This is a genomic window from Bacteroides sp. 1_1_14, from assembly GCF_000162515.1.
Classification (GTDB): Bacteria; Bacteroidota; Bacteroidia; order Bacteroidales; family Bacteroidaceae; genus Bacteroides; species Bacteroides thetaiotaomicron.
In genome coordinates this window covers 49,191-74,977 of sequence record NZ_GG774703.1, presented here as the reverse complement: position 1 = coordinate 74,977, position 25,787 = coordinate 49,191, and the positions used below count along the sequence as shown (strand labels likewise).

The 25,787-nt window shown below is 48.1% G+C and carries 15 protein-coding genes and 4 pseudogenes; all 19 read right to left on the bottom strand.

The annotated features are described in order from the left end of the window. Positions 1-47: 47 nt before the first annotated feature. Complete coding sequence (locus HMPREF9007_RS20560) at positions 48-1,436, bottom strand: DUF4374 domain-containing protein (RefSeq protein WP_008760209.1); 1,389 nt, start codon at positions 1,434-1,436, stop codon at positions 48-50. A gap of 40 nt (positions 1,437-1,476) precedes the next feature. Next, positions 1,477-3,890 (bottom strand): annotated as a pseudogene (locus tag HMPREF9007_RS20565) (TonB-dependent receptor). A gap of 1,151 nt (positions 3,891-5,041) precedes the next feature. Continuing rightward, positions 5,042-5,462: pseudogene (locus HMPREF9007_RS20570) on the bottom strand (copper resistance protein NlpE). Between the two features lie 104 nt (positions 5,463-5,566). Beyond that, positions 5,567-6,583: a hypothetical protein gene (locus tag HMPREF9007_RS20575; RefSeq protein ID WP_008760208.1), complete on the bottom strand. Its 1,017-nt coding sequence runs from the start codon at positions 6,581-6,583 to the stop codon at positions 5,567-5,569. 41 nt (positions 6,584-6,624) lie between these two features. Then, a pseudogene (locus HMPREF9007_RS20580) lies at positions 6,625-8,960 on the bottom strand (TonB-dependent receptor). A gap of 97 nt (positions 8,961-9,057) precedes the next feature. Further along, positions 9,058-9,390, bottom strand: coding sequence for a hypothetical protein (locus tag HMPREF9007_RS28030; protein WP_008760207.1), 333 nt, complete (start codon positions 9,388-9,390; stop codon positions 9,058-9,060). Between the two features lie 425 nt (positions 9,391-9,815). Next, the gene (locus tag HMPREF9007_RS20585; RefSeq protein WP_008760206.1) at positions 9,816-13,067 is read right to left on the bottom strand and encodes a fimbrial protein; all 3,252 of its coding nucleotides are present in this window, start codon (positions 13,065-13,067) and stop codon (positions 9,816-9,818) included. A gap of 36 nt (positions 13,068-13,103) precedes the next feature. Continuing rightward, on the bottom strand, positions 13,104-14,516 hold the full coding sequence (locus HMPREF9007_RS20590; protein WP_032850204.1) for a DUF5042 domain-containing protein: 1,413 nt from the start codon (positions 14,514-14,516) through the stop codon (positions 13,104-13,106). After that, positions 14,516-15,430: a FimB/Mfa2 family fimbrial subunit gene (locus tag HMPREF9007_RS20595; protein WP_008760204.1), complete on the bottom strand. Its 915-nt coding sequence runs from the start codon at positions 15,428-15,430 to the stop codon at positions 14,516-14,518. Before HMPREF9007_RS20595 ends, HMPREF9007_RS20590 begins: the two co-directional genes overlap by 1 nt. Before the next feature lie 194 nt (positions 15,431-15,624). Next, positions 15,625-17,058 (bottom strand): hypothetical protein, encoded by a 1,434-nt coding sequence (locus HMPREF9007_RS20600; protein WP_008760203.1) that lies wholly within the window; start codon positions 17,056-17,058, stop codon positions 15,625-15,627. 55 nt (positions 17,059-17,113) lie between these two features. After that, complete coding sequence (locus HMPREF9007_RS20605) at positions 17,114-18,616, bottom strand: hypothetical protein (RefSeq protein ID WP_032850118.1); 1,503 nt, start codon at positions 18,614-18,616, stop codon at positions 17,114-17,116. Between the two features lie 55 nt (positions 18,617-18,671). After that, positions 18,672-19,283 (bottom strand): DUF3575 domain-containing protein, encoded by a 612-nt coding sequence (locus tag HMPREF9007_RS20610; RefSeq protein ID WP_005823195.1) that lies wholly within the window; start codon positions 19,281-19,283, stop codon positions 18,672-18,674. Positions 19,284-20,033: 750 nt separating this feature from the next. Continuing rightward, positions 20,034-21,220 (bottom strand): annotated as a pseudogene (locus tag HMPREF9007_RS20615) (clostripain-related cysteine peptidase). A 117-nt stretch (positions 21,221-21,337) separates the two neighbouring features. Beyond that, a complete protein-coding gene (locus HMPREF9007_RS27470; protein WP_277754619.1) occupies positions 21,338-21,754 on the bottom strand; it encodes a hypothetical protein in 417 nt (138 codons plus the stop codon). 125 nt (positions 21,755-21,879) lie between these two features. Beyond that, the gene (locus HMPREF9007_RS20625; protein ID WP_008640895.1) at positions 21,880-22,572 is read right to left on the bottom strand and encodes an SIMPL domain-containing protein; all 693 of its coding nucleotides are present in this window, start codon (positions 22,570-22,572) and stop codon (positions 21,880-21,882) included. A gap of 176 nt (positions 22,573-22,748) precedes the next feature. Then, entirely contained in the window at positions 22,749-23,036 is a 288-nt protein-coding gene (locus tag HMPREF9007_RS20630; protein WP_008760198.1) for an HU family DNA-binding protein, read from the bottom strand. 125 nt (positions 23,037-23,161) lie between these two features. Further along, complete coding sequence (gene mscL / locus HMPREF9007_RS20635) at positions 23,162-23,584, bottom strand: large-conductance mechanosensitive channel protein MscL (protein ID WP_008760197.1); 423 nt, start codon at positions 23,582-23,584, stop codon at positions 23,162-23,164. An 82-nt stretch (positions 23,585-23,666) separates the two neighbouring features. Then, a complete protein-coding gene (locus HMPREF9007_RS20640; protein ID WP_008760196.1) occupies positions 23,667-24,359 on the bottom strand; it encodes an MIP family channel protein in 693 nt (230 codons plus the stop codon). A gap of 85 nt (positions 24,360-24,444) precedes the next feature. Beyond that, the gene (locus HMPREF9007_RS20645; RefSeq protein WP_032850202.1) at positions 24,445-25,605 is read right to left on the bottom strand and encodes an OmpA family protein; all 1,161 of its coding nucleotides are present in this window, start codon (positions 25,603-25,605) and stop codon (positions 24,445-24,447) included. Between the last annotated feature and the right edge of the window lie 182 nt (positions 25,606-25,787).

Sequence of the window (25,787 nt, the reverse complement as noted above, 5' to 3'; positions counted from 1 at the left end):
CTCGGCAGGCTTTTATCTACGAAAGATTCTCTATTTAACCGACTGTATTATTTTGAAAGATATCTCATCTTACCTACCGTAGTGATAGCGTCAGCCTCTACCGTCAAACCTTTAACTGCCTTGCCTGTTTTTGCGTCTATTTTATAGAAGGCCGGATTCTCGCCCGTGGTCACAGTAACCGCCATATAAACATACCCTTTTTCTCCATAAGGCTCACCACCAAACTTACAGTTAGCCGGTAAACCTGTAACAGGCATAATCATCTTATCTTCCGCCTTGAAAACAGCCAATTCGCTGACATCTGCATTTCTACCTCCACCAATCATATCTTCCGCTCCCTTTTTATACAATTGAAGCAGGAAGTAATCTTCAGAGATGTGCCAGCAACGGAAAATAGGATGTTTAGTGCCTATCTCTTCAAAGTTCACATAGTAATCCGGATCGAAATCTGTTGCACCTGCTTTGATACGCATTGCGCCCGAAGGTTTCTGTCCTGTTACCTTCTTCAAATCTGAAGATGAAACTGCCGTACGTCCATATCCGGGAGAGAACACATAGACGTCACCATTATCAGCGGCCCAAATGGTCTGATAATATTGTGAACGCATACGACCGCATGCATAGCCTATTTTATCAGTCTTGGCAATCACCGGAGTCTCATTGAAGTTCGTGCCACTATAAATTGCCACGTAAGCATTATCCGGGTATTGTGTAGAAGGAATAACACCGGCTGTATATGCACCGCTGCCGCTACCACCGTCAGTCTTAGTCACAAGTTCCTGATCTGTCACAGCTTCCGGCCATTTTTTAATACCGTACTTACTCATTCCCATTGGGATGACAGATGTATAAATCTTATTGTTAGCTTCAACCAGACCTGCCCATGAAACTTTTTCACCATTACCCAAATAATTTTCGGCAAGCAAGGTACCCTCTTCCTGACTGCCATCGGTCGCATCCAAATAGTTGAACAACAATGCTTGAGCTACATTCTGATCCTCATCCGTTATTTTCGAGTCCCCGGTGGAAACAGTCACCACTTTATCCCCCCAAGTACCGTATGACGTGATACGATTATAAGTGTATGTGTACTTTTCCTTCATTTTACCATCTGCACCCAGATAATAGGAAGCGCCTGTACCTGCGCCACCTTTATTATAAACTAAAGCAAACACATAATCCAGTCCTTTATATACCCAATAGGTACCGCCAATCACTTCAGTTCCATTCCCTTGGGTCGACACTGTTCCTTCATCCAAAGAGTTGGCTACTACCAAATAACTTGCTTCACCAGTTGTGGCAGCCACCACATAAGCTGTTTCTCCATCAATCGGCGGGTTATCCACCGGATTATTATCATCGTCGCAAGATGCCACAAACACACCGCTACTCAAACAAAAAGCTATGGCAAAAGCCTGTAATAAAAACTTCTTCATATATTCTTTATTATTGATTGATACTAAAAACTGACTCTTATTATTTACCGAAAAACACTCTGAACTTTCCATAGAATGCGCGCCCCGCTTTTTGCAGGCTAAAATTGTCAAACAGTTGGGCATCGGTGAAATTCCGACATTCAAATGATACATTATAACGTCCATTCTTCATGGTGTAGGACAAAGACAGATTATGAGAAAACTGTTCCGGCACCATATTCTTTGAATCTTTATCTCCGAGATTTTCCCAGTAAAGAGGAAAAATCGTGCTGCCAGTAGCTATCATAGCCGATGCTCAACACATTTCCTTTGACAAACAGGTCATTCCAATAAAATTTGCATTGATATTAGCATAACGATAGGGCAGATTCGGCATACGCACTTTATAGTGCATGCTTTCTTGCAAAGAGGAACCCGCCAGAAACTTTTCGTAATCACGAGTATCGATGCTATTGAATGTTCCTCCTATATCAAACCAATGCGAGAAGCTATAAAGCAATGACAAATTATACCCTTTGGTCCTTACGTGACCGTGGTTCTCATAATATCCGTAGCTTGTTCCTCCCAATACGTCCAGTCCTCTTTTTATATAATCTTTCGTATCCCGATATATCAAACCGGCCTCGGCATACAATCCATGCTTGCCAAACTGATGATTATAGCTGAAACTCAAATTGACATTATCACTTTTCTCCGGTTTCAGATTCATTTTGCCAGCTTCAAGATCTTCATCTCCAAAGAGTTCGTCCGTGGTCGGCAGGCGGAAAGCCTTTTCGTACGAAAGTTTCACCTGAAGATCTTTCCATATAAAATAGGTACCTGCCACTCCATATCCAAGAGCGCTTGCCGTATTGGACAGATTGATATAATTGCCTATTCCATCCGTATTCTGCGATACCGGTCCCTTGTTGTATTGCCGATAATATTTGGCAAATGCCGACACATTCCATCTGTCCGACGGCATCAGACGGTAAGAAAGCCCGCTGACGTTTTTACGGGTGATTTTAGGAATAGAAAAGTCCGTGAATTTGGAAGAAGCACCGATGGTAGAGCGGCTCGTACGTTCAAAATCACTGATTACATGACTGAAAGTAAACGTATGCACCTGTCCGATATGGTAATTCATCTTCAGCGTCCCATTCCAGTTTTTATTTTTAGATTCACTGTTCTGGTAAGACTGTTCTCCCCGGCTGCCTTTTTCATAAAAATCTCCACGCCAGTTGTAAGCCCGCGAAGCGGTATCGACATTGTTGGTGATATTATGATTGTAATTGGCAGTCAACAGCAGATCCAGGTTTTTCACCAATAAGTTCTTTTGTAATATTCTAAAGAAGGGACCAACGAATGTCCTTTGCGAAATTTCTCACCGAACACGACATCTTGATAAACGCCTGTTTGTATCTCTTTATAGAAATGGGAATAATTGAAACTCAACGCCAAACGGTCTGCCCATTTCTTTCCTACCAGGCCGATTTTTCCAATCACGGCTTCATTATGATACTGGTCATTAAAACGTTTCAGATGATAAATCTTATTTTTATCAAGTGGCGGGAAACGTACGCTTCCATCTTCTTTAATCTCAAATTCGCGTACGTAAGTATCTACATAATAATCATTATCCGAAAAGTTTTGAAAAGCATTGACCTCATACATAAAACCATTCTTGAACGTTTGTCCGAAGCGCACGTATGATTTATGAGTATTAAACGATCCGTAAGAATAGGAAGCATCCATAAACCACTTTCCGGGTTGTTTGTTGGTGACAATATTAACCACTCCCCCAATGGCATCGGTTCCGAATCCTACGGGAACCACTCCTTTATAGACCTCTATACGGTCGGCAAAATTAATAGGAACATTGTTCAAATCGAATGCAGCACCGGCTCCTTCCTGTGGTACGCCGTCAATGAAGATTTTCACATGTTTTCCGCTAAAGCCATCGATATACAATTGCATATCCGACCCCACTCCACCTGATTCGCGGAGTTTTACACCGGGCACTTTAGTCAGTGCACCCGCCAAAGTCTGCGTACTGTTATGCAATTTCTTCGCATCAATGGCTACCGCATTAAAAGCAGATTGATTCACACGGCCGACTCCGGATGTCGTGACCAGCACCTCTCCCAGTTCTTTTACCGCCGGCGCGATAGTGACGTTTACTTTTATTCTTTCTCCCTTAGCTAATTTAACTTTCTTTTCTACCGTTTGATAACCGATAGCCGAAACGACGAGTGTATATTCACCTGCTGTCGTTTTCAAATGATATATACCTTTCTCATCTGTATAGCATCCTTGGTTGGTTCCTTTCAGATAAACTGTCGCAAAATCCACCACTTCTTTCTCCGTGGACATCACTCTGCCCGAAATTAAACTACTACGATGACGCCCATGTTGTGAATATACGGATACGGAAAACAAGAATGCCAGAAAAACTAAAAAATATTTATTGCTCATCTCCTTTTTACTTTATAACTTTTCACTACTCTAAAAGTAATGCAAAGATAAACGGAAAGAGAGATGCCAAACAATACCCATTTTTCGGTAAAAAATCAAACAATATAGACATACGGAACACACACAATACCTATATACAAGTAAATAGTACTTCACGCATCTTGTCAACGCACATTACGTCACTTCTCACAGCTACTCTTTCTACACATGATTCGTGTCTTTTCAGACAAGTTTTTCCAGTGGTTATTGACATATAATTGTCTTGTTGGAACACAAAATATGTGCCCCGTCTTTACCCTAAATATCACACAGAAATAGATACAGATTAATGCGTTTTTTTGCTATTAAAATCTCTGAAAGAATAGCATAGACCCTCATGATTGTCAAGGTTTGCTTTGAAATAAAAAGGATAAGTCCAGAAAGACAAACTGTTATATGTTGCAAAAAAATGTTGGGAATCCATTATATTTCCCAGCTCATCATAACCTTAAAATCTAAAGGTATAGACATAATCATCTCGTCGTTCATAATTCATAAAAACTTTATACTGAAATCACTCCGATTGCAAGGAATGCTTATCTTGTTCGCATAATTTATTTTATTTCTTTCATTATAGAAGGAATGTGCAACATCCCATTCAAATAAGCGAGTAAAAAAATCATCACCCAATTTCATTATCTAAAATGCAATCTAATGTTGTCCTGAACGGGCAGATTAGTCCTGATTTTGAATAGTTTTAGTAAAAATGATAGAGAAGATTTAAAGGACCTTAATATCCTTCTTTATCGTTCATCTGTATCGTTAAAATGCGAAGGACATCCTATTCGAAAAATCAAATTCCCACACGATTATGGAGAAAGTAACACAAGGTATAAATGTAATATAACATTAAGAAGTTATTAACAAACTTTCGCCCAAACAGAATACAATGATTGATGCCGAAAAAACATATCAATCTCATGACAAATAACAACAAATAACGCTAGTACATACGATCTATTAGGGACATTCCAGTACTTGAAAATCTGACCATAAACCAAACTGTCGTCAGACTTCCCGGGAAGCCAAGTTTTGTTTTCCAAAAAAGATGAAGAATTGGTTTCAACATAAAATGTGTCCAATTCTTCATCAAGATGTATATTAAAATATTCCTATTGTTTTTTCAAAACATAATGTTCCGCCCATTCACCATTATTGAGTGTTCCAACACTATCAGACAAGGGACCGCATTATCAAGAATTTTATAATATGTTTTTTCTCCAGACGAGGGTGTTACCAATTCTATGATATCCTGACTCATTATATTGTAAATACCACTTTCTTCAAAGGTATCATTCTTTTTTCCAAAATATTCACTCCTCAGATCATAAGTCGTATCACTGTTTATTTTCAGTGTAGTTTTGATACCCCGCAACCGGCACAGGGCAAAATGCCCTCATAGGTTCCATAACAACCTTTATTCTCAGTATTGACTACATTTATGGTCGCAATAAAGCTACTTTGTTCCTGCGGCGCTGTTTTCTTCTGCGATCCGGCACAGCCTAATGTCACTATTATTATGACTACTGCCACTAAAAATTAAATACGACAAGTTTCATAATTATAAATGTTTGATAAATTCAAGTTATTTATAGTTCTCAAAACGTCTGCTGCATCTATTATTTTTACAAATGACCTTAAAGCCATATGGATCCGGCTTCCACATCCCCCGCCTGGTAGGTATAGGAGATAAACTCCTCAAGCGCCTCCTTCCATGTAAGATTGAAGGTTTCCATGATGGAGTGTAGTGTGCGGTTGCTGTCTTCATCCAGGCTATCCTCCCCGATCAGGTTCACATCTGCCTCCAGGTCTACATCAACAAACTCCTCGCGGCTCCAAAATACCACTACCGGGATGCTCAGGTTAATATCCCATGTTCCACGCTGGATCAATACCCCGGAGGGCTTGTAGAACGGGTCAAAGCCGTTTGTCTGCGGGTTCTTTTTAGAATTGTAGCCGTGATACAGGCGGAGTTTCAGGTCAAACTCCTTACGGTCCTTCAGGAACCGGATAACTCCTTTTAATCCTACCGGGTTAGTGCCTCCCGTAATTTCCGCCTCGTTGTCATGTTTGGTCTTGTCCCAGGGCGTGGTATCCACATAGAGATAATCCACCAGTGCCTCCGGATCATTGTCGTCAGCTTCCGGTTTCCCGTCAAAGGTAGGTCTCACGTTCTCCGGGGTGAAGAAATGCTGGTGGATATTCTCCTGCCCGTTCTCCACGAACTGGCCGTTCATCAACTCTCCTTTGGAATTGTAGTAATAGATAAACATCAGGTAAACCGGGGCCGGGGTAAAGTTGTTTCCATTTTTATATTCGCCGTTTTTCTGAACGTAAAACTTGCCCTGGCTTCCTTCAGCAAGGGTCCATCCACTGCCGGTCTTCAGTTCATAAGTGATCTCCTGGACACGTTTCATATACCTGGCCGGGGATTCCGGATTTTGGTGGGGACCTCCGGCCTTCTGTATCTCGTTCCAGTCAGCGTGCAGGTGGCATTCAACGAGGCGGACGGTCATTTTTGCCGGGTCCTCATGCAGTTTGTTCTTCGTCTCGTCTTCTGGTATTACAGGATCCTTGCTGCAAGAGTTCAGCGACAGGACAAGGGACACTCCTATCAGAAGTGCCCACACGGTTTTACATGCAATTGTTCTCATTTTTCTTTTTATTTATTAGTGTTGATTATAGTTGTTATAAATTAAAAAATCCAGTTTACACCGCAACGCACATCACGTCCCATATCATGCGCATAGTAACGCGAGCGGTTGGTGTATTCCTTGTACTCACGGTTCAGGAGGTTGTCTGCCGACAGCATGAACCGGACCTGGTGTCCCCGTTTCACGGGAAGTTCAAGACCAGCGTCGAACCCGAGGAGATGGTACGCTGGGGGAGTATACGGGATAAGATCCGTGTCCGGATCAAACCGCCTCTGTTTTGCGGTGAAACGGTGCCTGATGTTCAGGCGCAGCCTGAGATGCGATTTCGTCTCGTGGATCCACGCAAGTTCATGGCTGAAACGGAAGGAGGGAATATAAGGAAGATAATTACCCTTTGTTCGTTCGTTTGCCCGTATAAAGGAGACGACGGCATGGTAGTTCCATGAACCGCCCGGAGTGAAACGCAGGTCAAAGTCCATACCGCGGAAGAAAGCCGGGGTCTGCCTGTACTGGAAGACCGGGTATGCCCCCGAAATCACGGTGACTGTCTCTTTCTCCGGCCCGTCATAGATATAGCCGTCCACCCATTGCAGGTAACCGTCCAGACAGACGCTGAACATCCCGTCGCCGTAACGGAGGGAAGATATCCATTTGTAGCTTCTTTCCGAGTGCATCGCAGAGTCTCCCCTGACAAACATCCCAGACCCGAGCTCGTTCCCGTTGCTGTACAGTTCATACACGTGAGGGGCACGCCAAGCCAGACCGAAGTTGGAGGTGAGCCTCCAGCGTCTGGAAAGTTGATAGTGTCCTCCCAGGCTGTAGGACACGTTGTTAAACTTTCTTATCCCGCCATAGAGGCTTCCCGTCCAGTCATAACCACTGGCACGGGTTTCCTGCATATCCAGGCGGAGGCCTGCTTCAACGCCTCCCCTGGCCAGGTGATATTTCCCGATTCCGTATATCCCTGCCTGTGTCTCCGTGTAGTTCGGGATAACGGGCACGAATCCGGTACCCGCGCGGCTATGGTTCTCGATGAACATGACCTGACCTCCCGCCTCGACCTGCCAGGAGCGGTAATCCCGCTTCCAGCGCAGAAGATGCTGGAATGAATTCAGGTGCAGTGAAACCGTCGGAATGTTAGAATCCAGCCGCCGGACACGGTTTTCCTGCCTATCGTCCTTCTGCCAGGTACTCTGCCAGTGAATACTTCCCCCTTCTTCATGCCGAGCCGCATCCTGCCGAATGCGATCTGATGAGTGACCTCCTGGCAGGGAGGCCTGATACCACGGGAGAAAGGATCCGTGTGCAGGGGGCGACCAAGCCGGATACGTTCCGCCAGCAGGTCCTCGCTACCCATCTGGGCGCTGAGCATCACCCCTGTCCGGCTGTAGAAGCGGCTGTAGAAACCTTCCACTCTCAGACGTCCGCGGTCATAGCCCAGAGAGGCGGAAGCGTGATATTCTCTGGTTCCCGTGTTGTTCAGAAGATAGTGCGCAGTGGAACGGTCCCCGGAATTTGACCAGGTTCCCTGCAGACGCCAAGCGAAATCACCGGGAAAAGCACCTTCGAGCTGTCCGGTAGCCACGTAGCGACGCCCGTTACTTCCGTAAAGTACGGAGATTCCCCCTTGAAGGGAGCGTTTTCTGAAAGGAAGCGGAGACTGCTCCATGACGATAATCCCTCCAAGGGCATCCGAACCGTATCTTACCGCATCGGAGCCCTTGATTACCGAAACGGAGGAGCTACCGTTCATATCCACTTCGGGAGCGTGGTCGGCCCCCCATTGCTGCCCGGTCTGGCGGGCACCGTTATGGATGATCAGTATCCGGTTCCCGTACATTCCTTGGATAACGGGTTTGGATACAGTGGTTCCCGTGCTGATGGAACTTACCCCGCTGACACGTTCGAGCAGGGTGGCAAGCGAGGTTCCCAGCGCGTTCCTGATCTCGGGAGATGAAAGGCGCCGGCTCACCACGTTGGGTGACGCCCCGGCACGTTCACCGGTCACGACCACTTCCCCGAGTTTTTGTATGTCCGGGGAGAGACATACGGTATGTATGCTGCTTTCTTTGAATACCTCGTTCAAAGGCACACGTCGGGAACCGTAACCCAGGCACTGCACGAGGACCGTATCCATGAAACACGTTCCATGACCGAAAACAATCATTCCACGGGGGGAGCTGACAAGTAACCGTTCCCCGGTCAGGATATAGGCCCCTTCAATGGGAAGCCCGTTTTCCCGGTCAATGACCAGCAGAGTATCGCGTGTACCCGTCGATTGCCGGTCAGCCTGTACCCGTGCTTCCATGGGAGAAGGGAGGGTACATAGGCAGACAAGAAGCAGGCACACATACTGGAGATATGCATGAAATGTCATACTTGAAAAAATATAAACGGGTTATAATCTGTTAAGACGGGACATGAAAAGCCCCTGCACGCAATCACAGTGATGGCATGCGAATCCCTCAAGGGAGTTATGACAAACACACAGGGGGTGCACGGAGGAAATGCGGGAAAAGAATGACGATGACATCTGTTTCCCCGGAGATAAGATACCTTACAGGCCTGCCAGTCGGAATATAATCGTATATAAAAATCCCTGCCTCGACAAACGGGGAGAGCGTAAAGAGACAGATGGTACAATTTTCAGGAGAATCGTGACGGGAGTGCCCCTGTTCGTTATGGGATACGCACGAATGTTCCCCGTGAACATGAAAAGCTTTCACGAGGAAAAAGGGCACCAATGTCAGCAACAACATACATGCTATGACAGCCCGCTGTCTCTGTCTTTTTTTCGTACTATCCATTAGTTTGCAAAAATAACAATCAAATCAGCAACTAACAATACCTATAAATGATGATTTACAAATGTACAACTAGCGTATGGAAATTGTCTTTACCATAAAATTTTTCAAGTTGGGATCAATGATGCATACTCTTGTGCCCTACAAATGCCGGTGTATGCTTTTCACGCTTCCAGAAAAAGTTCCTTCAGACAGGGCAGTAATTATATCGTATATGATTGCCATGCATGAATCATTCTTTCAATCTCCTCTCTATAGCTTCAAGTTCCATTTTCCTAATTAGATGAACGTTGCCTTATAGGGAATGACTGGACTGACAGACCGATCTCCAGCTAAAACAGCAAAGCCGGAGAAAAATGTTGAAACCTTCTCTCCGGCATTTCCAGTCATGCTTCAGGAGAATCCCTTCTCCCGTCCACAAGGAGCGCCTACGGCAGATCTCTCACGCAACGCACGTATCCCTTCCTGTTATTCACAAGCCTGTCATTGTCACCCGCCCACTGGGTATCCACGGTCGTGACCCATCGGAGATAACCATGGAGATACATCTGGTAGCCGGCACTGAACGATCTTGCCCCGTTCATGCTACGCTTGGAAAATCCCGTCCGAGAATGGAGAACTTCAGACTCTACTACTCTCAGAGAAGGAAGGTCATTACCGAATTCGTAAACCTCCTTTTTCTCAGGGTTATGCCAGTCGAACAGGCTCCCGCACATGATGATCAATTCCACCTCGTTGGGCACCCGCCAGGTTCCCAGGTCGCTCTTGTCCGCCTCCTGGTAATAATAGGCGCACGGGCTGTTTCCCTGTTCGATGTCCGCCATCAGCGTGCTCCAATCCTGTAAGTAATACTCGCTCTTCCTGTCAGGATTATTCAAATCCTTGGGCTTATCTATCTTATTGGCGATATACTTGGCCACCTCAAACCCGTTCTTGTAAATGGTGTTGCTCTGGGAGTCCTCATCATGCGCAGGCAACTCGTAAATGGCTCTTACTCCACGCGTCATGCTGTATGGCAGGTTATCTGCCCTAAAGACCAGATATTCCTCTTTCGTCCTGTTATTGACAAGAGACTTGTTCAGTTCCCTGCCCAACTCCTCGATGTGATAGCTTTCTTCCCCAGACTCCAGCATCCCCAGATCCCTGATCAACCTCACTTCCGAGTAGGGGGTGCGGTCCCCGGGTGAGTTCCCTCCCTTGTAATAATCAAAGTTTGCGATGGGAGTCACGCTGCGGGACTCCAAGATACAAATATAGGGGTTGGAAGAGTATAAAGAAAGGTTTGTACTTGCCATAAAGGCTCTTGACATATAAAATGCTGTGGCGTTGTCCGAGGGGGCGTGCCCGTGCAGCCTGGAATGTAACGGCAACGCCCGTTCCCCCACGATAAGCATACCGCTCTCGCTCATCGAAGGAATATACCACTTCATCTCGGCGGCCTGCATCCGGCCATCACGGTTATCATCCCGGTTCCGTAAAAACGGGGTGAAACAGGCATATTCGGCGTGGTAATTCTTGGCTGCCAAATTATAATGGTCTCTGCTGAGAGTCAGCTTCGCGTTGTCCACCTTCGTCATGACCTGCCATAACTGGTCTTGTTTACTTCTTCTCATCGGGTCAATCATGACCTCTTGACTGAAGTCGCCCGACCTTGCCATCACCTTCCAGGTATTCGACCAGCCGTTGGATGTATATTTATTATAAAAAGCATCCGGTTCTCCCGGAGCCTTCACCATAAAGTCCAGGTCCGGTGTCTCGTTCACGTTTTCCACCCCCCAGACACGCATGCCTTCGGGTCCCTCCATAAACACCGTCTTGATGGACATCTGACGGATGGAAACGACAGCCTGATGATAACGTGACTGCCCGTCGGGGGAGATTTCATGCGACGTGTTCACCAGCAGGTCGAAAGTCCGATCCGGGGCGTTGGCAAAGGTTTTCCACAAGTTCTTGTCCTCGGGGGCGCCATCCTGCATGGGGTTCCGCTCGTAGAAATACTCGTTGGCGTAAACCGTCACCTTGCAAAGCCCCGTGGAGGCATTAAATACATAATCGGGCTCTTTGACAAGTCGGTAAAGAAACTGTTCCAGCGAAAGCAGATGCGCCCCCGTGTTGGAGTAATATTCCATGGTTTCGTTTCCATTGTCAGACAGGGTGCTCGGGTGGATGAAGAACGCGAGCCAACCAGTGTCTGCCTTCTTCTCCCCTGAAGGAACGTATCCGTTATCCTCCAGCTGTTCCAGCTCCGCCCTCGTGTAAGAGACTATCTTGTCACAGAACGGGGTGCGTATGGCAAAGGAGATCATCGCGTCGTCCTTCAAACTGCCATCCGGATTGAAGATGGCAAGCTCGTCCTTGTTGAAACGCATCAGGCCCTGTTCATAATGGCAGTCAAAACTGAAGGAGCGGTGAGCGTCATATACAAGGCCCTCCACCCCGGGAGCGGGCTCCTCTTCCCGGTCCTTGTCGGACATCGCCTCCACTACCAGGTCGTTCATCCCCTTGATCGTCACGTTATAGGTATAGTGCACGTTACGTTCTATATCATAATCGTTGACCGGATCATTCTCCGCCGTGTATCCCAGATAAATGCGGTAGGTCACCCTCCCGAAACGCTCCGTTGAGACTTCACCGGTTGTCATATCCTGGCGTAACTCACCCGTGAACTCGATGTAGGGAGCCAGATCCGGAGCGTATTCTGTAGCTCCGTTCTGCACGTTCGGCTTCTCCGTAGCATCGGGAACGGGAGACTTCACTTGTTTCTGCCGCAGGTCATACCCCTTCCTCTCCGCATTGTAACCGGGAGAGGCGGGAGTTATCATTTTTTTTGCCAATTTCCGGTTCTCCGGAAGGTAAAACGTAGTAGTAGTAGTAGTAGCGTCGCCCTCGAACTGGAATAATTCGGACAACCAGTACGAATCCATCTCCATCCCGCCGGCATCCCAGGGAGCCCCGGCGTCACTGCCCTTGACATGCTCGGTGACAAAGGTCGAAGCCGGCACGTTACCGACTCTCCATGTCCCGGGCACGAACGTGAGCCCCTCCCCGGTTTTCAGGTTGACCGTGATTTTCGCCTCCGCACGTTTCAGGGAGACCTCGAGGCGCCTGGTGTCGGGACTGATCTCCTCCGTCTTGGTAACTGACATCAGCAGGTTCCCGTTCGGTCGGAACAGGGTACGGGCGGTCATCTCCGCCTTGACCCTCTGAATGTCCGAAAGGGACGACACGCCAGCCAAGATCCCGGGCTCTACCTGAAACAGCCCGTCACCATCCGATTTATAGTTCGCCAGCAGGACCAGCGTCTTCTCTCCCGAGGTAATGGGGATGTTTTTCAGCAATCCCATGCTCGTGGGTGCATCCGTGTCCTTCTCGCCGGTTGCCGTTTCCAAGGCAGCAGCGGCCTGATAAAGCTCCGCACGGGAATACTCCCGGGAGAACTCCACGCCGCCGCGGGAATCGAAAACCCACAGGTAAAGGTCGTATATCTTTCTCTCCTCGCCTTCCGGCAGGCCCGAACGTGTCTTGGCCCTGTTGGCTGCCGTACCCACGCTGATGTCTACCGTCGTGGGCACACCTTCCGGGACACCGCTGCCCCGAAGCAGCTCCTCGTCCGTACAGCAGGTAAGAACGGGCAGTAACAAAAGAATGAAACAAGTTATTTTCAGCCTATATGCTTTCATATATAATAAAAATTTATAATGACAAAATCGTGAACATCACTGAAAAGGAGGGAACTCCACATCCTTCCGCTCCCAGGATTCGACCCGGTAGATAATCTCTCTGTCCGCGGCTTCCGGCAAGACCATGAATACCTTATAATCCCGGTTCGGGTAAATGGGGCCGGAATACACCCCGGGAGAACTTTCCTCGCCAATGTCAAGCAAAAAGGTCCTTGTCCTGGTCTGTGAGATGTTTCCTCCTGTATAATACTCCACTGTCAGCTGTATCTTCGGGTGAGGGTGTCCTTCCTGCCAGGAATTGGCTTCCGGAATATACGGGGCCAGGTACTGGGGAAGGAAGAACTGCTCGTATTTTTGGGCGTCCATTTTCGTATAGTCAATCTCTCCGCCGGCATTGAGGGGGGCCTCGTGGATGGTCAGTTGCGCTTCATTTTTTATTCCATAGGAATACGTGCCCGTATGCTCCGTGTTCTTTCCCGTTCCCGGGGTGGATCCTGCAAGCTGGCCGCCGTCCGAGTCATTCTCCCTGAAAGAAGGAGACATCAGTACCGGAAAGTTCAAAAAGGCAATCCTTTTATAATTATAAATGATCTGCTCAAAGGGGGCAATGCTTGCGATGTATATTCTGACACGGGAGAAATCACGGAACAGCGGGATTGTGATATCCTGCACCTGCTCCCCGGAAGCGGGCTGGACGGCCGTGGACAGCTTTCCCGAAAGCATGCCCATATGCAACCTGTTGGATATTCCGGGAGCGTCATCCCAAGAGATATTGGAAGTTGTTGTCCAATCTATAATCTTCTCATCCGACGGGGAAGGAGTCACACCATCGTACGGGTTGTCCACCGGAATGCCGAGACTGCCGTCATCCTGCTCCCTGATGATGGCAGGGAATGCGGCTTCGACAATATCCTCCCTGTCCACCTCCTCCATGCCTTCCCCGAGGAAGTCCCATGGAACTGCGTTCTGCAGGATTCCTCCGGGCGTATAATAGGGCAGGTCCTTTCCTGTCTGGTTGGGGGCATAGAAAGCATAGAATTCACTCTCGCCTTTGGGGATGCGTATCTTGGTTTGATATTCCCCCTCCGCGTTGCCCGAACTGAAAGGAAGCAGGCGACTGTACACATACCGGTTCTGCTCCTTGTTGAAAACCATAAGTGCTATTCTGGGCTGTGCGGGGGCTTGGGGAAACAGTGTGCCGGTTTTATACCAGTTGGCCGGATCGGAGGAATAAAGGTCCAGCATCTCACTTCCCCCGGCTGTTACGCCACGGGTTGACAGGTTCAGCCTGACGGTCACGTCATCCTCTCCGGAAAGCCGTTCCGGGATATCTTCTTCGTTCCGGCATCCTGTCAGGGCAAGGAAAAAGAGCGGCAACACCGTCATCACAAAGTTCCTCAAGGCCCTTACCGTGCGAGTATATTTAGTATCTTTCAGCATAATATTCATCAATCGGTTATGGGAACCACGTCAACGGCTTCCCAGGGTTTTACACTTACTGTCAGAGAACGGGGATTCTGGCGGAAGAACAGTGGAAGCACCGCTTCCTGCCGCCCCGTTATCCGTATCTGGTCGGGATACAGAGCGATATATTCCGCGACATCTACCGTGCAGAGAACCTTATCTCCCTGCATAAGACGGATCGTCAGCGGGTCCCCGTCCTTGAAGCGCAGGGTATTGAAATCAAGCACGAAACGGTCGTTTTTTCCTCCCGTGTAAAACGGAAGGTCGAAGGATGTTTCTCCCGAACGCTGCCCGGAAAAGGAGAAACGGGCTGAGAGCGTTTCCATCGTCAGGCGGAAGCCCGTCCCCTTGTTCTGTTCGTACCAGGTCCCGGCGTTCTCATCGTCGTCGGGAAGGACTACCGCATGGATTTTCACGTGCTGGGAATAAAGTCTTACCACGTCACGGGAGTCGTTCATGACCTTCGACGTGATGGTGGTTTCCCCAAGGTATAGCCTGTCAAACGTGCCGGCCGCCGGTCCGTCCTTTTCCGCCAGTTCGGGCCGGGAAACCGACGCTTCACCGTAAGCACCATCCCCGATAACCGTCTCGTTCAACGCGTTGCCCACGGCCACTACTTTATAATCACCTTCCGGGAGCCTGACCTCCAGCGGTGAAAGCAGCTGTTCTCCCTCCAGGTGGTGTTTCTCCACCAAGGCCCCGTTCCCGACGTCAAAGATGAAGACGTCAATGTCATCCACGTATTCCTGCAGATGTTCCCGGTTGTCATCGGCCAGGTAGGAGAAGACGATCGTGTTGCCAAGGCAGCCGCTCAGGTCGTCATACACCCGGTCACATGCGGTCACGAGGTATAAAGCGGCCAACAGGCCCAGCCAGGTCGGTATGTTTCTTATGTTCATACTTTACACTAATTATTATAAATCAATACTGTAATTTTCCCGAAAGAGAGGACACGTTTCCCTCCCGCGGGTAATAAAAAAGGGAGGGGACAAACTTTCCCCTCCCCGAGAGTGCGGGGCGGATTCCGGTACTGGCCTGTCAGGGCCGATACGGGAAAAGCGCTCCGGCAAGCGGCTATTACTCTCTATCTGTATCAGTCAAGGATGGGGAATACGTTCACAGCGGTCCAAGGCTGCACCTCGACACGGACGATGACGTTCACGTTCTCGTCCTCCAAATCCCCCTGTCCGCCTGGTTCGGGAGTCACACCTTCAGGAATGCTCGGGTCAACATCCACGAGGATACCCTGGCCCCCGTTCAGCGCAGCGAGATCCAGATTGATCAGGTAACCGCCCTTGCCGGCTTCCAGATCCGTCGTGCCTGCAGTTTCACCTTCTGCCTTCGCGTAACCGGATATAACGACAAAACGTCTGTCGGCGGATACGCCGTCGTCACCTGTCTTGAAAACGAAAGCAAGTTTTGGAGCGTTGTTTTCCTTACCGTAACCCGTAATACCGTTCACGAAGAAGTTAAACGCTGCGGCCTTTGCCCCCTGTGCGAAATCGAAACCCGCTGCATTGAAATAGGAGGCCACTTCCGACAAGTCCGTGCTACCGTCGGGTTTGAACGTGCCGTCTTCGAATTTATAGCGATCTCCGGCGTAGGTTTTGGCCCAGAACCAGTTTGCCTCTTCTTCCACTGTAAGTTGAGGAACAGAGAGCGTTCTGCTGAAACGGTTCATCAGGATACCTTGGTTTGCAGTGGTCACTTCGACAACCTGCAGCCATTGACTCAGGCTGGTCTGTTGGGCAATGTCAGACTTGCCGTCCCATGTCTGGCCGTTGAAGCCTGCGGCATCAGCCTTGAAAGCGGCCCACGCTTCGGCACTGCTCTTTCCCTTATTTTCATCCTTGGCCAGCCAAGTCGTGCACCATTGTTCAGCCTCGGTCTTTTTCCCGTCTTTCCAGATAACCTTGACAAACTTGGTACCGGTCACCTGGAAGCGGTTCATGCTGGCGGTCAAGGTGAGCTCGGCCTTCTTCACGGTACGTTTGTCTTCCTGAGGATTGACGCCATAAGGCTCGGCGCCAACAGTGGTAAGTGTTTCAGAACCGGCATAAATCACTTCATTAATTTGGGCTTTCAGCTGTTGTTTGCTGATTTCAGCAACAGTCTTTCCCTCACCGTCAACCAACGCTCCCTGAGGGTTAGCGATAACAAGTGCCTTTGTCACGCCATTGTCCACGTCAAGGAATTTATAACCTCCCGTCGTTGCCTCTGCACCCACGACAGTAGCCGAAGTCAGCTTGGTAAAATCATCAGTATCTTTTGTAAATTCCTTCGACAGGACAATGTCTTCCCCAGCCACCAAGTACACATGCAGTTTTTCAACCGATGCCGCATCCTGGTCGTTGGCGGTGTTCTGCAATTCGCCCATGGCGGCACGTGTGCCCGGACCGGGTAATGCCACTGACATCACCACATCAACCGGTTGGTTGCCACTCTCCGGCGCTACCGGATTCTCTTCGTTGTTACATGCAGCGAACAACGCCAACGAGGCCACTGCAAAATACTTCATTACTTTCATAATTCGAATTGTTTTTAAATTAAGATTACTAATACTATATATAACTATGTCTGAGTTACATCTCTATCTGCTGATTGTTTTCACCGTCCCCGGGCTCCCCTGAGAGTTTTTGTTTGCCCTGGGCCATACCGGCTTTCTTGATCAATTCTTCCGCCTTCCTCCAGTCACCTTTCATGTTATAGGCAACGGCCATGGGAAAGAAAGCACGGCTGTCATTCGTTACCGGTTCCAACACCCGCAACGCGCCGTCCGCATCCTGCCCGTATTTCAACAGGGCGTTGGCGTAATTCAGGATTGCCACGGTGTCATCCGGGAACTGCCCGTAGGCCCTCTCGTACACCGGAAGGGGAGACATCCCCCGGGAAGCGTACAGTCCGGCCAGCTGGTACATCTCGTGCTGACTGAGACACTCGGGTTTCGTTTCAAAAATTTCGGGAAGTTCCTCCACCGTGTAAGGTCTCACGTCAAAACTGAGACTGAAAGTCGTGCGCCGCAGTCCCGGGTAGAACTCTTCGAGGAGGAGGCGATAGCTCCTGCCGTCATCCAAGGCACGGATGGCCTCCTCGCGTTCCGTGTCACGCTCGTTATGTCCGATAATAAAAAGAATTTCGTCCCTGTTGACGAGGGTGGAGCCGCTGACCATCGATTTAAGATCCTCCCAGTCCTCCCCGATACCCTCGGTACGATAAACCGGTGCATTTTTCAAGGCGGGGTATTGACGCGAAATATAATCTGAAAGGGTTTGGGTGCGTCGTTGCGCGAGGGACCTGTTGTAATCGAAGCTCCCCTCGGGAGAGGCATAGCCTTTTATATCTACCTCCTTGAGTGACGTTCCTTGAATATTCAGGTTCTCCGAGAGAAACTTCTTCAGCCTGTCAAGCTCCTGAGCATTGCCTGCAAAATCTTCCTGCAGGTCGTGGCGTGCAACAGGAAAGACCACCTTACAGTCGAAGGAATCCTTGTAGCATTTGATCATGACCTTTTCCGGTTCGATGAAACTGTAGGCATAATCCTTTTCCCCGAAGAGGGGGATACCGGCCTGAAAGGCAATATCCTCGCTCTCGTTCGTGCCGCACTCGGCACAGCCGTACGACACCTCCCTGACAACGAGACGCCCGTCAGCCATCCACCGTTCAAAAGGGACGCTCCTTTTCACAGTCAGGCCCGAACTTTCCAGCACCTTGGCGGAACGGACCTCGCCGGATCCGGGGTTACCGGGTTTCAGGTTGCCCAACGCCTTTCGACGCTTGATCACCTTATATCTTCTCTTGCCGGCCACGCAGACCGGTTCGAGGCGGACGCTGTCACGCCCGTCAACCGAGACATAGACGGGGAACAGGTAAGCGACTTCCTGGCTTCCAAGCCCTGCCAGGGGGAAGACACTGAAAGTAATATCCAACGCATCTCTACCCGGTTCACGCTCCACACGGCTGTTTGAATAATCCCAACGCGAGGTACCTGACGTTGATAAAATGTCCTGGGCGGAAGAAAACAAGGGAAACATTCCCAGGCAGCCCATGATAAGGATTTGCTTCTTGTTAATATGGTAAGGTTTCATTGATATACATTTTTAGCATGATAGAATAAAAAATTGTGTCCCCGGATTCAGGGAGTTATTTCAACATGTAAATAATTGAAATGGCGGCCCTGGTGGGACCTATGTAGTCCGCATCCCCCTTGCCCAGCTTCTGCCCGCAGGTGGTACACTTGTACTTGTCATAACGGGCGTGCACGTAACCGATACCCAAGGAGGCCTCGATATTGAAACGGTTGGAAAGCACCCACTGGTAACCGGCGCTCAACCCGCCTCCCCAGAAATAACCCTCGTAACGGTGGTCCTTCATGTTTCCGTCCCCTTTCTGAAGCACGAAGGGGACATCGACACCTCCGATATTCATCTGGCCGCCATGGGCATGCAACCCGAAGAACCAGCCGTTGAAAACGTCACAGGTCCAATAACGGAGCTCCGGCTGGACAAGCCAGTGACTGAACTTCTTTGCCTTGTACCGGGAAGACGTGGCGTCCCGCGTGTAGAAAAAGAAATTCATACCCACCTGTGTGTCAAGGGTCCATTTACGCCCCATGGAGAACTCCAAGGAGAGGTTGGGAGTTTTCAAGGCATCGTAGGCCAGATTGTTCTTCAAGGCAACCTTTTGAGAGAAGGCACCAGCCGAACAAAGCAAAAACACCAGAAGAAAAAACGGTTTCATCATACTGTTATTCATTGTTTCGTTACTTTATTTTATAAGAGGACAAGCCAAAGTTATCCTTATGTAATAATCATTAATAAAAATGCAGCTTCCCGGAAAAGACTCCAGAATCTTTCTTGCACGTATAGAGTGGACGGCCGGAAACTCCTGCCCACACCAGAAGGACCTGCAGGGACGCAACCCGCCCACGAGACTTAAAAGTCTTTCAGCCGATCCGGCGAAAGCCGAATAGAGGACACCGTCCCGAGTATGCAGGTAAATCGAATCCCTGTTGGACCATTCCATGTTGAATATCTCATGACTCATTCGCATAATGTAAACCTTTATTAGAGAGTTTTCTGATTTATTCATGCCATATGTAAAAACATATAGAACTCTTTTTTATGCGTGCAAAGTTAAAGAGTGCGATATAATCTAGTATTTCCATTTCAGTTCTATTATTTATCAAAATCAGTATATATGTTATATTTTGCTACATTTTAATAACATTTACTACTATATCGAATAAAAAATTATAAGAAAATTAGCTAGATATTATTATTTACTATAATTTGAAAAACATCCCAAATGCCCCATACCCGTTGCTCACAATACAGCTTTGTTATCACAAGCTGATGAATCACAGCTTCTATTCGGAAAGCTTCACCAAATCACATTCAGATTTGTCTTTTGAAAATAGACATAGCTAACAAACTTATGCCGGTCTCATTAAAAAAGGATCATTAAGACCAAATATCCATTAAAATGCTCTTACTTTCCGCATAACTACCCATATGTGGTCTTACACCAAGAGGTCGTACCTTTCAGCAAGACCATGGGATTGGTGCTCGGGGCCGAGATCGTTATCCCCGGAATAGTACGTATGGGAAGGTGCCCTTTGCCCTAGAATAAAATTTACCCGTATGGGGGTTATAGGGAACAAGCCGCTCCAGCTGTTCCCTGAAGCGGGCTGTCAGGACAGGGTCAGAGCAGAGGGTGAGGACATAATCGGCAAAGTCATAAAAGATGACGGGGGTGTATCCGTCCAGTCCCTGGAGTTCTCCTTGTAGGGAATAATCGAAAACATACCTGTCATTGATACTTTTCATGATAGCAGCCATATTATCTAATTCAGAGCAATCTGTCACAGCCAGTGTCCCGCAGGGCATCATTTCATAGGTTGAATAAAAGTCGTGGAATCCTTCGCAAAGGGATCCGTAATCAGGATTTCCCAGCAGGAACTCCCCCACAGTGGCGTAAGGCATTCCGTATGCCATCATTTCACTGGTAGAGGCTATAAGAAATCTTGTGGCTTCTTTCAGTTCATAGGCAACCTCTACGGATGACATATAGCAATCGTCAAACAGGATATACTCCATTTTGACGCCCGCGCCTACAATCCCCCGGGCCAGGGTACCCACGTCCGTTTGGAACTCCCGGGTCAGTCCCCCGAAATAGCGTGTCAGCGGCTGCTCCTGATACTCCCAATGCTTTTTCATCCGGAAAAGGGAATCCGCCTGTGTACCGTCCACGGGAAGCCATCCCATGCCATGGGAACCTATGATCATAGCGTAAACCGGAGCAGGAGCAAATTCCTGCACGTCGTTCAATATCCCCGTTATGCCCTCCACCGTAGTAAACCCCGAAGTGCCATACCTTTTCAGCGTTTTACGATCGCACTTTCCTTTGGAATGTATGATCTCAAACATCGTGGCTTCCGTAGAGCTCGTGGACATAAACACGAGAATTCTTTCATGCTCCAGCCCCCTTCTGCTTACACACGCCTCCATATCCGCGATATTGGTGTAAAAATAGCCTGTCAGGTCAGTGGACCACGGCAGAAACATGAATAACGTTTTCCGATTTTCCATGGCTTCCCCGAGCTCTTCCTTTTCACATGAAAGAAAAATAAGGGAACAGCACACGAAAAGCAGGATACTGGTCCATGTATAAATTTTCCGTGGAGCTTTCATCTTGCGTATGCGATTAATCGGTGAAAAAATGGTTGACACTGCCCGATTTTACAACCAGATAAGGTCCCTTTACCGCCAGGCTACGGCAAAAAAGGACCCCGGATCCATGTCATATGTTCAAGAGAAATCTCCGGGGCATATTTCCCGGAATTCCTCCGGAGCGGAAATATCTTCCTCGGATATTTCCACGTGTTCCACGCCGTCCTGTCCTCTTATCATGCAGGAAAACATCTCCGCCCCGTCCAGACAGGAAAATACCTCGTGCCTCGGTTCTCCGTTTTCAAACCAATAAACGCAATATTCCTTCATCGTAGTAAAAAAATCAGTATTTACCGGCACGATCTCAAGTTCGATACCGAATTCTTCCATCTGCTGACGGATATTCCCGCAAGCCAGTTTCTCCCTGGCCGCTTCAATCCCCGTGAAGGCATCGTATCCTTTCGGTGCGGATACAATTTTCCCTTCTAATACCGCATGGGTGATCTCCCCTCCGGCTTTTACCCCGGCATTCATAATAAAGTAATAATCTTTCATCTTATCGTGAGTTGAATCTATTAATCTATTTACCGGTCAGAGAAAAGGCCGGATATTTCACCGCAAACCCGAATGCCCGTTATCTTCTCTTGCAAGTCCATTCCGGGATTTGTTATAATAACGGTTCATCGATCCACGATCCCGAACCGGACCAGCATCGAATATCTCTTTTTTATCGTGCGGCTTCTCTCGAATGGGGGCGGGGCAACCGATAAGATATGACCTTGTGCAAACATCTCTTTTCCAGCATCCCCTCCTTCCACGATGCGGATGATCTCACCCGGCCTCTTACCTATTGCCTCCAGCAGGTAAACCGCCTTTTCCCGTGCCGCTTTCAGTGCTTCTATCTTGCCCTTCCTGTGATAGGACAGGATATCCCTATGTTCCAGTTTATCTATATACATCGTATGAATTCCTTTTGTGTCCACCCGTTTTAAAATTTCATCAATCAGTGTGAAGTCACGTAACGTGACATCAAATGATTTGGAAACCAGAAAATCCTGTCCCGGCTTACGCCAATTATCGCCCACATCCTTTGTGCGGATTGCCTCCCGTGGCACTCCGACTATTTTCAAAACCTGCTTCAATTCCTCCTCTATCCTGGTAAGAGGAACCTTCGTCCGATATTCTTCCGGTTTGGATACGCCATCAAACTCTTCTTCGAAGTACTCCCTTATTTCGATAACGTAATGAATCCTGTCAGGAACTACCTCTATCTCGGAAGTACCGGTTACCTCTATATAACGTTCGCCCACCTGAGCGGGCAGCGGAAAAGGAATGAACATGGAGATCAACAATAAAAGATTGAAAACACGCATAACAGTCTATTTACAGGTTTACCGGGAATCTACATGATCGTCCGGTCATCTATGATCCTGTAGTCCATATCTGAACGGGGCTGGAAAACAGGAGTAAAACATGATTGATAAATTTCCATAAAACACATTAAAATCCACCCCTCCCTGACAATGGAAGGGGTAGATTCACTCCCGGTCTATTTTCGATTATCTTCTTTCCGGAGAACCAAGAAAGACTCCGAGGGTTTAAAATGAGGGACCTTGCGAGCCGGGATGCATATGGTTGTGTGCTGTTGGATATTCTGTGCCTTCTTTGCCGCCCTTTTCTTCAAAGAAAAGGTCCCGAATCCGCGCAGGAATACAATTCTCTCTCTGCCGAGTGCATCCTTCACGCATTTCATGAAACTCTCGATTACCAGGCCAACGGTCCTGCGATCGATTCCAAGCTCCTCAGAGACCCGGTTTATAATATCTGCTTTAGTCATATCTGAATTTTAATGTTCACACTATTTTTATCATTCAGGGACAAAGGAAAATTTCCACCGCCAAGGAGTAGCCTGTTCCTCAGATATGTTCCTGCCCGATACCGTCCATACCGTTTGAATAAACGTCATTGTTTCTTCAGCAAGTCACGTATTTCTGAAAGTAACTTTTCCTCGTTGCTCGGGACAGGTGGGGGCAAGGGTGTCTCTTCTTTTTTGCGCCTGAGATTGGAGAGCAGGCGGATGAACAAGAAAATGGCAAAAGCGATGATCACAAAATCCAGCATGGTCTGTATGAAGTTTCCATAGTTTATCGTGACGGCCGCCTGTTCGACTCCATCAACTACCCTGGCGGGTTCCAATTCCCATCTCAGTTCCGAGAAGTTGGTTCCGCCTACCAGCAACCCTATCGGTGGCATGATGATGTCTGCCACCACTGAAGATATTATTTTCCCGAAGGCACCGCCAATAATCACACCCACGGCCATGTCTACTACGTTTCCACGCATGACAAACGCCTTAAAATCCAGTAAAAAACTACTTTTTGACATCTTTTTTTATTTTTGTTGATAATAATGTATCAAACAAAGGTGGATAACAGAGAAACGTGTCTCGGGGTCATCCACCTTCCCTTCATCGTTGTCTGTCGCTATGCTGAGAAATGGCTTTCCACACTATGGCACTGGCCAGACCTCCTGTCAGTGGAGCGACTATAAATAGCCAAAGCTGTGAGATCGCGCCTCCTCCCTCGAAAAGTGCGGGTCCTATGCTGCGCGCGGGATTTACTGATGTTCCGGTGATGGGAATACATACGATATGCACCAAGACAAGCGTCAGCCCGATGACCAGGCCCGCCAGTTTACCGGCCCCTTTCTTTTTATCCGTGGCTCCCAGCGCCACAAGAACGAAAATAAACGTAAAGACGGCCTCAGCGATAAAGGCCTGCAACATTTCCCCCTCAGCAAAGCCGTTGCTCCCTGTCATGGTAGGGCCGGCATGTGGCCCCGTAGATACCAGTATGAAAAGTACGGCTGATCCGAGAATCCCCCCGATTATCTGGAAAATAATGTATAACAGGGCATCCTTGCCCCCCATTCCTCCCGAGCAGTACATGCCCAGTGTGATCGCCGGATTTATATGGCATCCGGATATTCCGCCAATAGCGTATGCCATGGCGACCACCGACAGCCCGAAGGCTATGGCAACTCCCAGGGTACCCACCCCGGTGGTGACCGCACCGGGCATATCCCCGGCAAAAATAGCACTTCCGCATCCCATCAAAACAAGGATCATTGTCCCGATCATTTCAGATACATACCTGTTCATAGCATTTCAAATTACGTGTAGAATAAATATAGTTAATACATTCTGTTCAAGTGAATGCATCTTTCCGGTATTTTCCGGATCGCATTTAACGGCTACTGGATTCCGTTCCCGCGTTGATCGTACAGATGCTTACCCGGTTCCAGTCGGGCTCCTCGAACATGTTCCCTACTCCCTGGCCCTCGGCTACAATCCGTTCTTCTGCAATTCCATACTTGCCCACCAGCATTTTTTTCACGGCCTCCGCTCTTTGTCGGGCGATCCGCTCGTTAACTTCCACGCTTCCCTCAGGAGAGGCATAACCCTTGATGAGCACACTTGCTCCCTTATGGTTCTTTAAATAAGTAGCGATACGTTCGACATTCGGGAGTTGGGAGTTGTCAACTGTCGTCCTGCCCTGGCGGAAAGTTATGACGGATTCCAGCGTCTTTTTAGTGTTGTCAATGGTGTCTTTCACAATTTTTGGTTCCTGGTTGCGGCATTTGTCCAGTGCGGCCTCCAGTTCCGTTACCTTTCGCACTGCCTCCTGCAATGCCTCGGCATCTTTACCGGCCTGTGTATGAAGTTCATTAATTTTTGCGTTCAAGACATCCACCTCCTGCTGGTCGTAAGCTCTCACTTTTGTAAAGTGGTGTTTCCCGTTACTGCATCCGAAATGATACTTCAGACCAACGGATATTTCCCATACGGCCCGTCCGGAATGGAAACGTACGGCTTCGGAACCCATAGCATTCATGTCATAGACCAGGGCAGGTTTCAGTGCCAATGTCCATGCCTTGCTCTCTCCCAGGTTGAAATTAAAGTTCAGGCCCAGTTTTGTTGACATGCTGTTCTGATCGGAACCCGTTTCCCGGTTCATATAATAATGCAACCATCCGATTCCGGCCACCGCTTCGATTTCAAAAGGTCTGGGAACCCCGGTATAGGTCCCAAGGAGATTGTTCAGGTTCACCAACCCCAACAGACTGACATTGGAGCGGTCGAAAATGGTCCTGCTTTGTGAGGTGTTAAAGCTTCCGACCGCCTCCAAACCGAAACCGAAAACCGGTGTCAATTGTTTATTCAGTTCTATCCCCGTGATCGGGCGCATGTTTCCAAAGAAAGAATGATGTGTTAACGGGGTTGTTCCTCCCGCACTGATCCCGATGGACCAGTTGTCCAGAAACTTGTTACCCTCTACTGCGGTCTGGGCATTTGTGTGATACATAAAAACACCAGACAAAAACAAACAGATAAAAATTTTCTTCATCATAAGGTTTAATTTTTAATTATTTTGCAAAAATCGAAATTTATTCAAAAACAAATGTTTTCATTTCAGCCCTTTTATTTATCATTTTAACCATAGATCAATCTCATGGATTAAAAATGCAAACTGCATGCAAAATGATATACAAATTGTAAATATATTTAAAATATCCCCAATAATAGCAT

Coding starts and splice junctions, on each gene's coding strand:
- HMPREF9007_RS20560 (WP_008760209.1), bottom strand. CDS start 1,436: ATGAAGAAGTTTTTATTACAGGCTTTTGCCATAGCTTTTTGTTTGAGT.
- mscL (WP_008760197.1), bottom strand. CDS start 23,584: ATGTCAAAAAGTAGTTTTTTACTGGATTTTAAGGCGTTTGTCATGCGT.
- HMPREF9007_RS20625 (WP_008640895.1), bottom strand. CDS start 22,572: ATGCGTGTTTTCAATCTTTTATTGTTGATCTCCATGTTCATTCCTTTT.
- HMPREF9007_RS20645 (WP_032850202.1), bottom strand. CDS start 25,605: ATGAAGAAAATTTTTATCTGTTTGTTTTTGTCTGGTGTTTTTATGTAT.
- HMPREF9007_RS27470 (WP_277754619.1), bottom strand. CDS start 21,754: ATGAAAGATTATTACTTTATTATGAATGCCGGGGTAAAAGCCGGAGGG.
- HMPREF9007_RS20640 (WP_008760196.1), bottom strand. CDS start 24,359: ATGAACAGGTATGTATCTGAAATGATCGGGACAATGATCCTTGTTTTG.
- HMPREF9007_RS20575 (WP_008760208.1), bottom strand. CDS start 6,583: ATGAGAACAATTGCATGTAAAACCGTGTGGGCACTTCTGATAGGAGTG.
- HMPREF9007_RS20610 (WP_005823195.1), bottom strand. CDS start 19,283: ATGAATAACAGTATGATGAAACCGTTTTTTCTTCTGGTGTTTTTGCTT.
- HMPREF9007_RS20605 (WP_032850118.1), bottom strand. CDS start 18,616: ATGAAACCTTACCATATTAACAAGAAGCAAATCCTTATCATGGGCTGC.
- HMPREF9007_RS20595 (WP_008760204.1), bottom strand. CDS start 15,430: ATGAACATAAGAAACATACCGACCTGGCTGGGCCTGTTGGCCGCTTTA.
- HMPREF9007_RS20600 (WP_008760203.1), bottom strand. CDS start 17,058: ATGAAAGTAATGAAGTATTTTGCAGTGGCCTCGTTGGCGTTGTTCGCT.
- HMPREF9007_RS20630 (WP_008760198.1), bottom strand. CDS start 23,036: ATGACTAAAGCAGATATTATAAACCGGGTCTCTGAGGAGCTTGGAATC.
- HMPREF9007_RS20590 (WP_032850204.1), bottom strand. CDS start 14,516: ATGAATATTATGCTGAAAGATACTAAATATACTCGCACGGTAAGGGCC.
- HMPREF9007_RS28030 (WP_008760207.1), bottom strand. CDS start 9,390: ATGGATAGTACGAAAAAAAGACAGAGACAGCGGGCTGTCATAGCATGT.
- HMPREF9007_RS20585 (WP_008760206.1), bottom strand. CDS start 13,067: ATGAAAGCATATAGGCTGAAAATAACTTGTTTCATTCTTTTGTTACTG.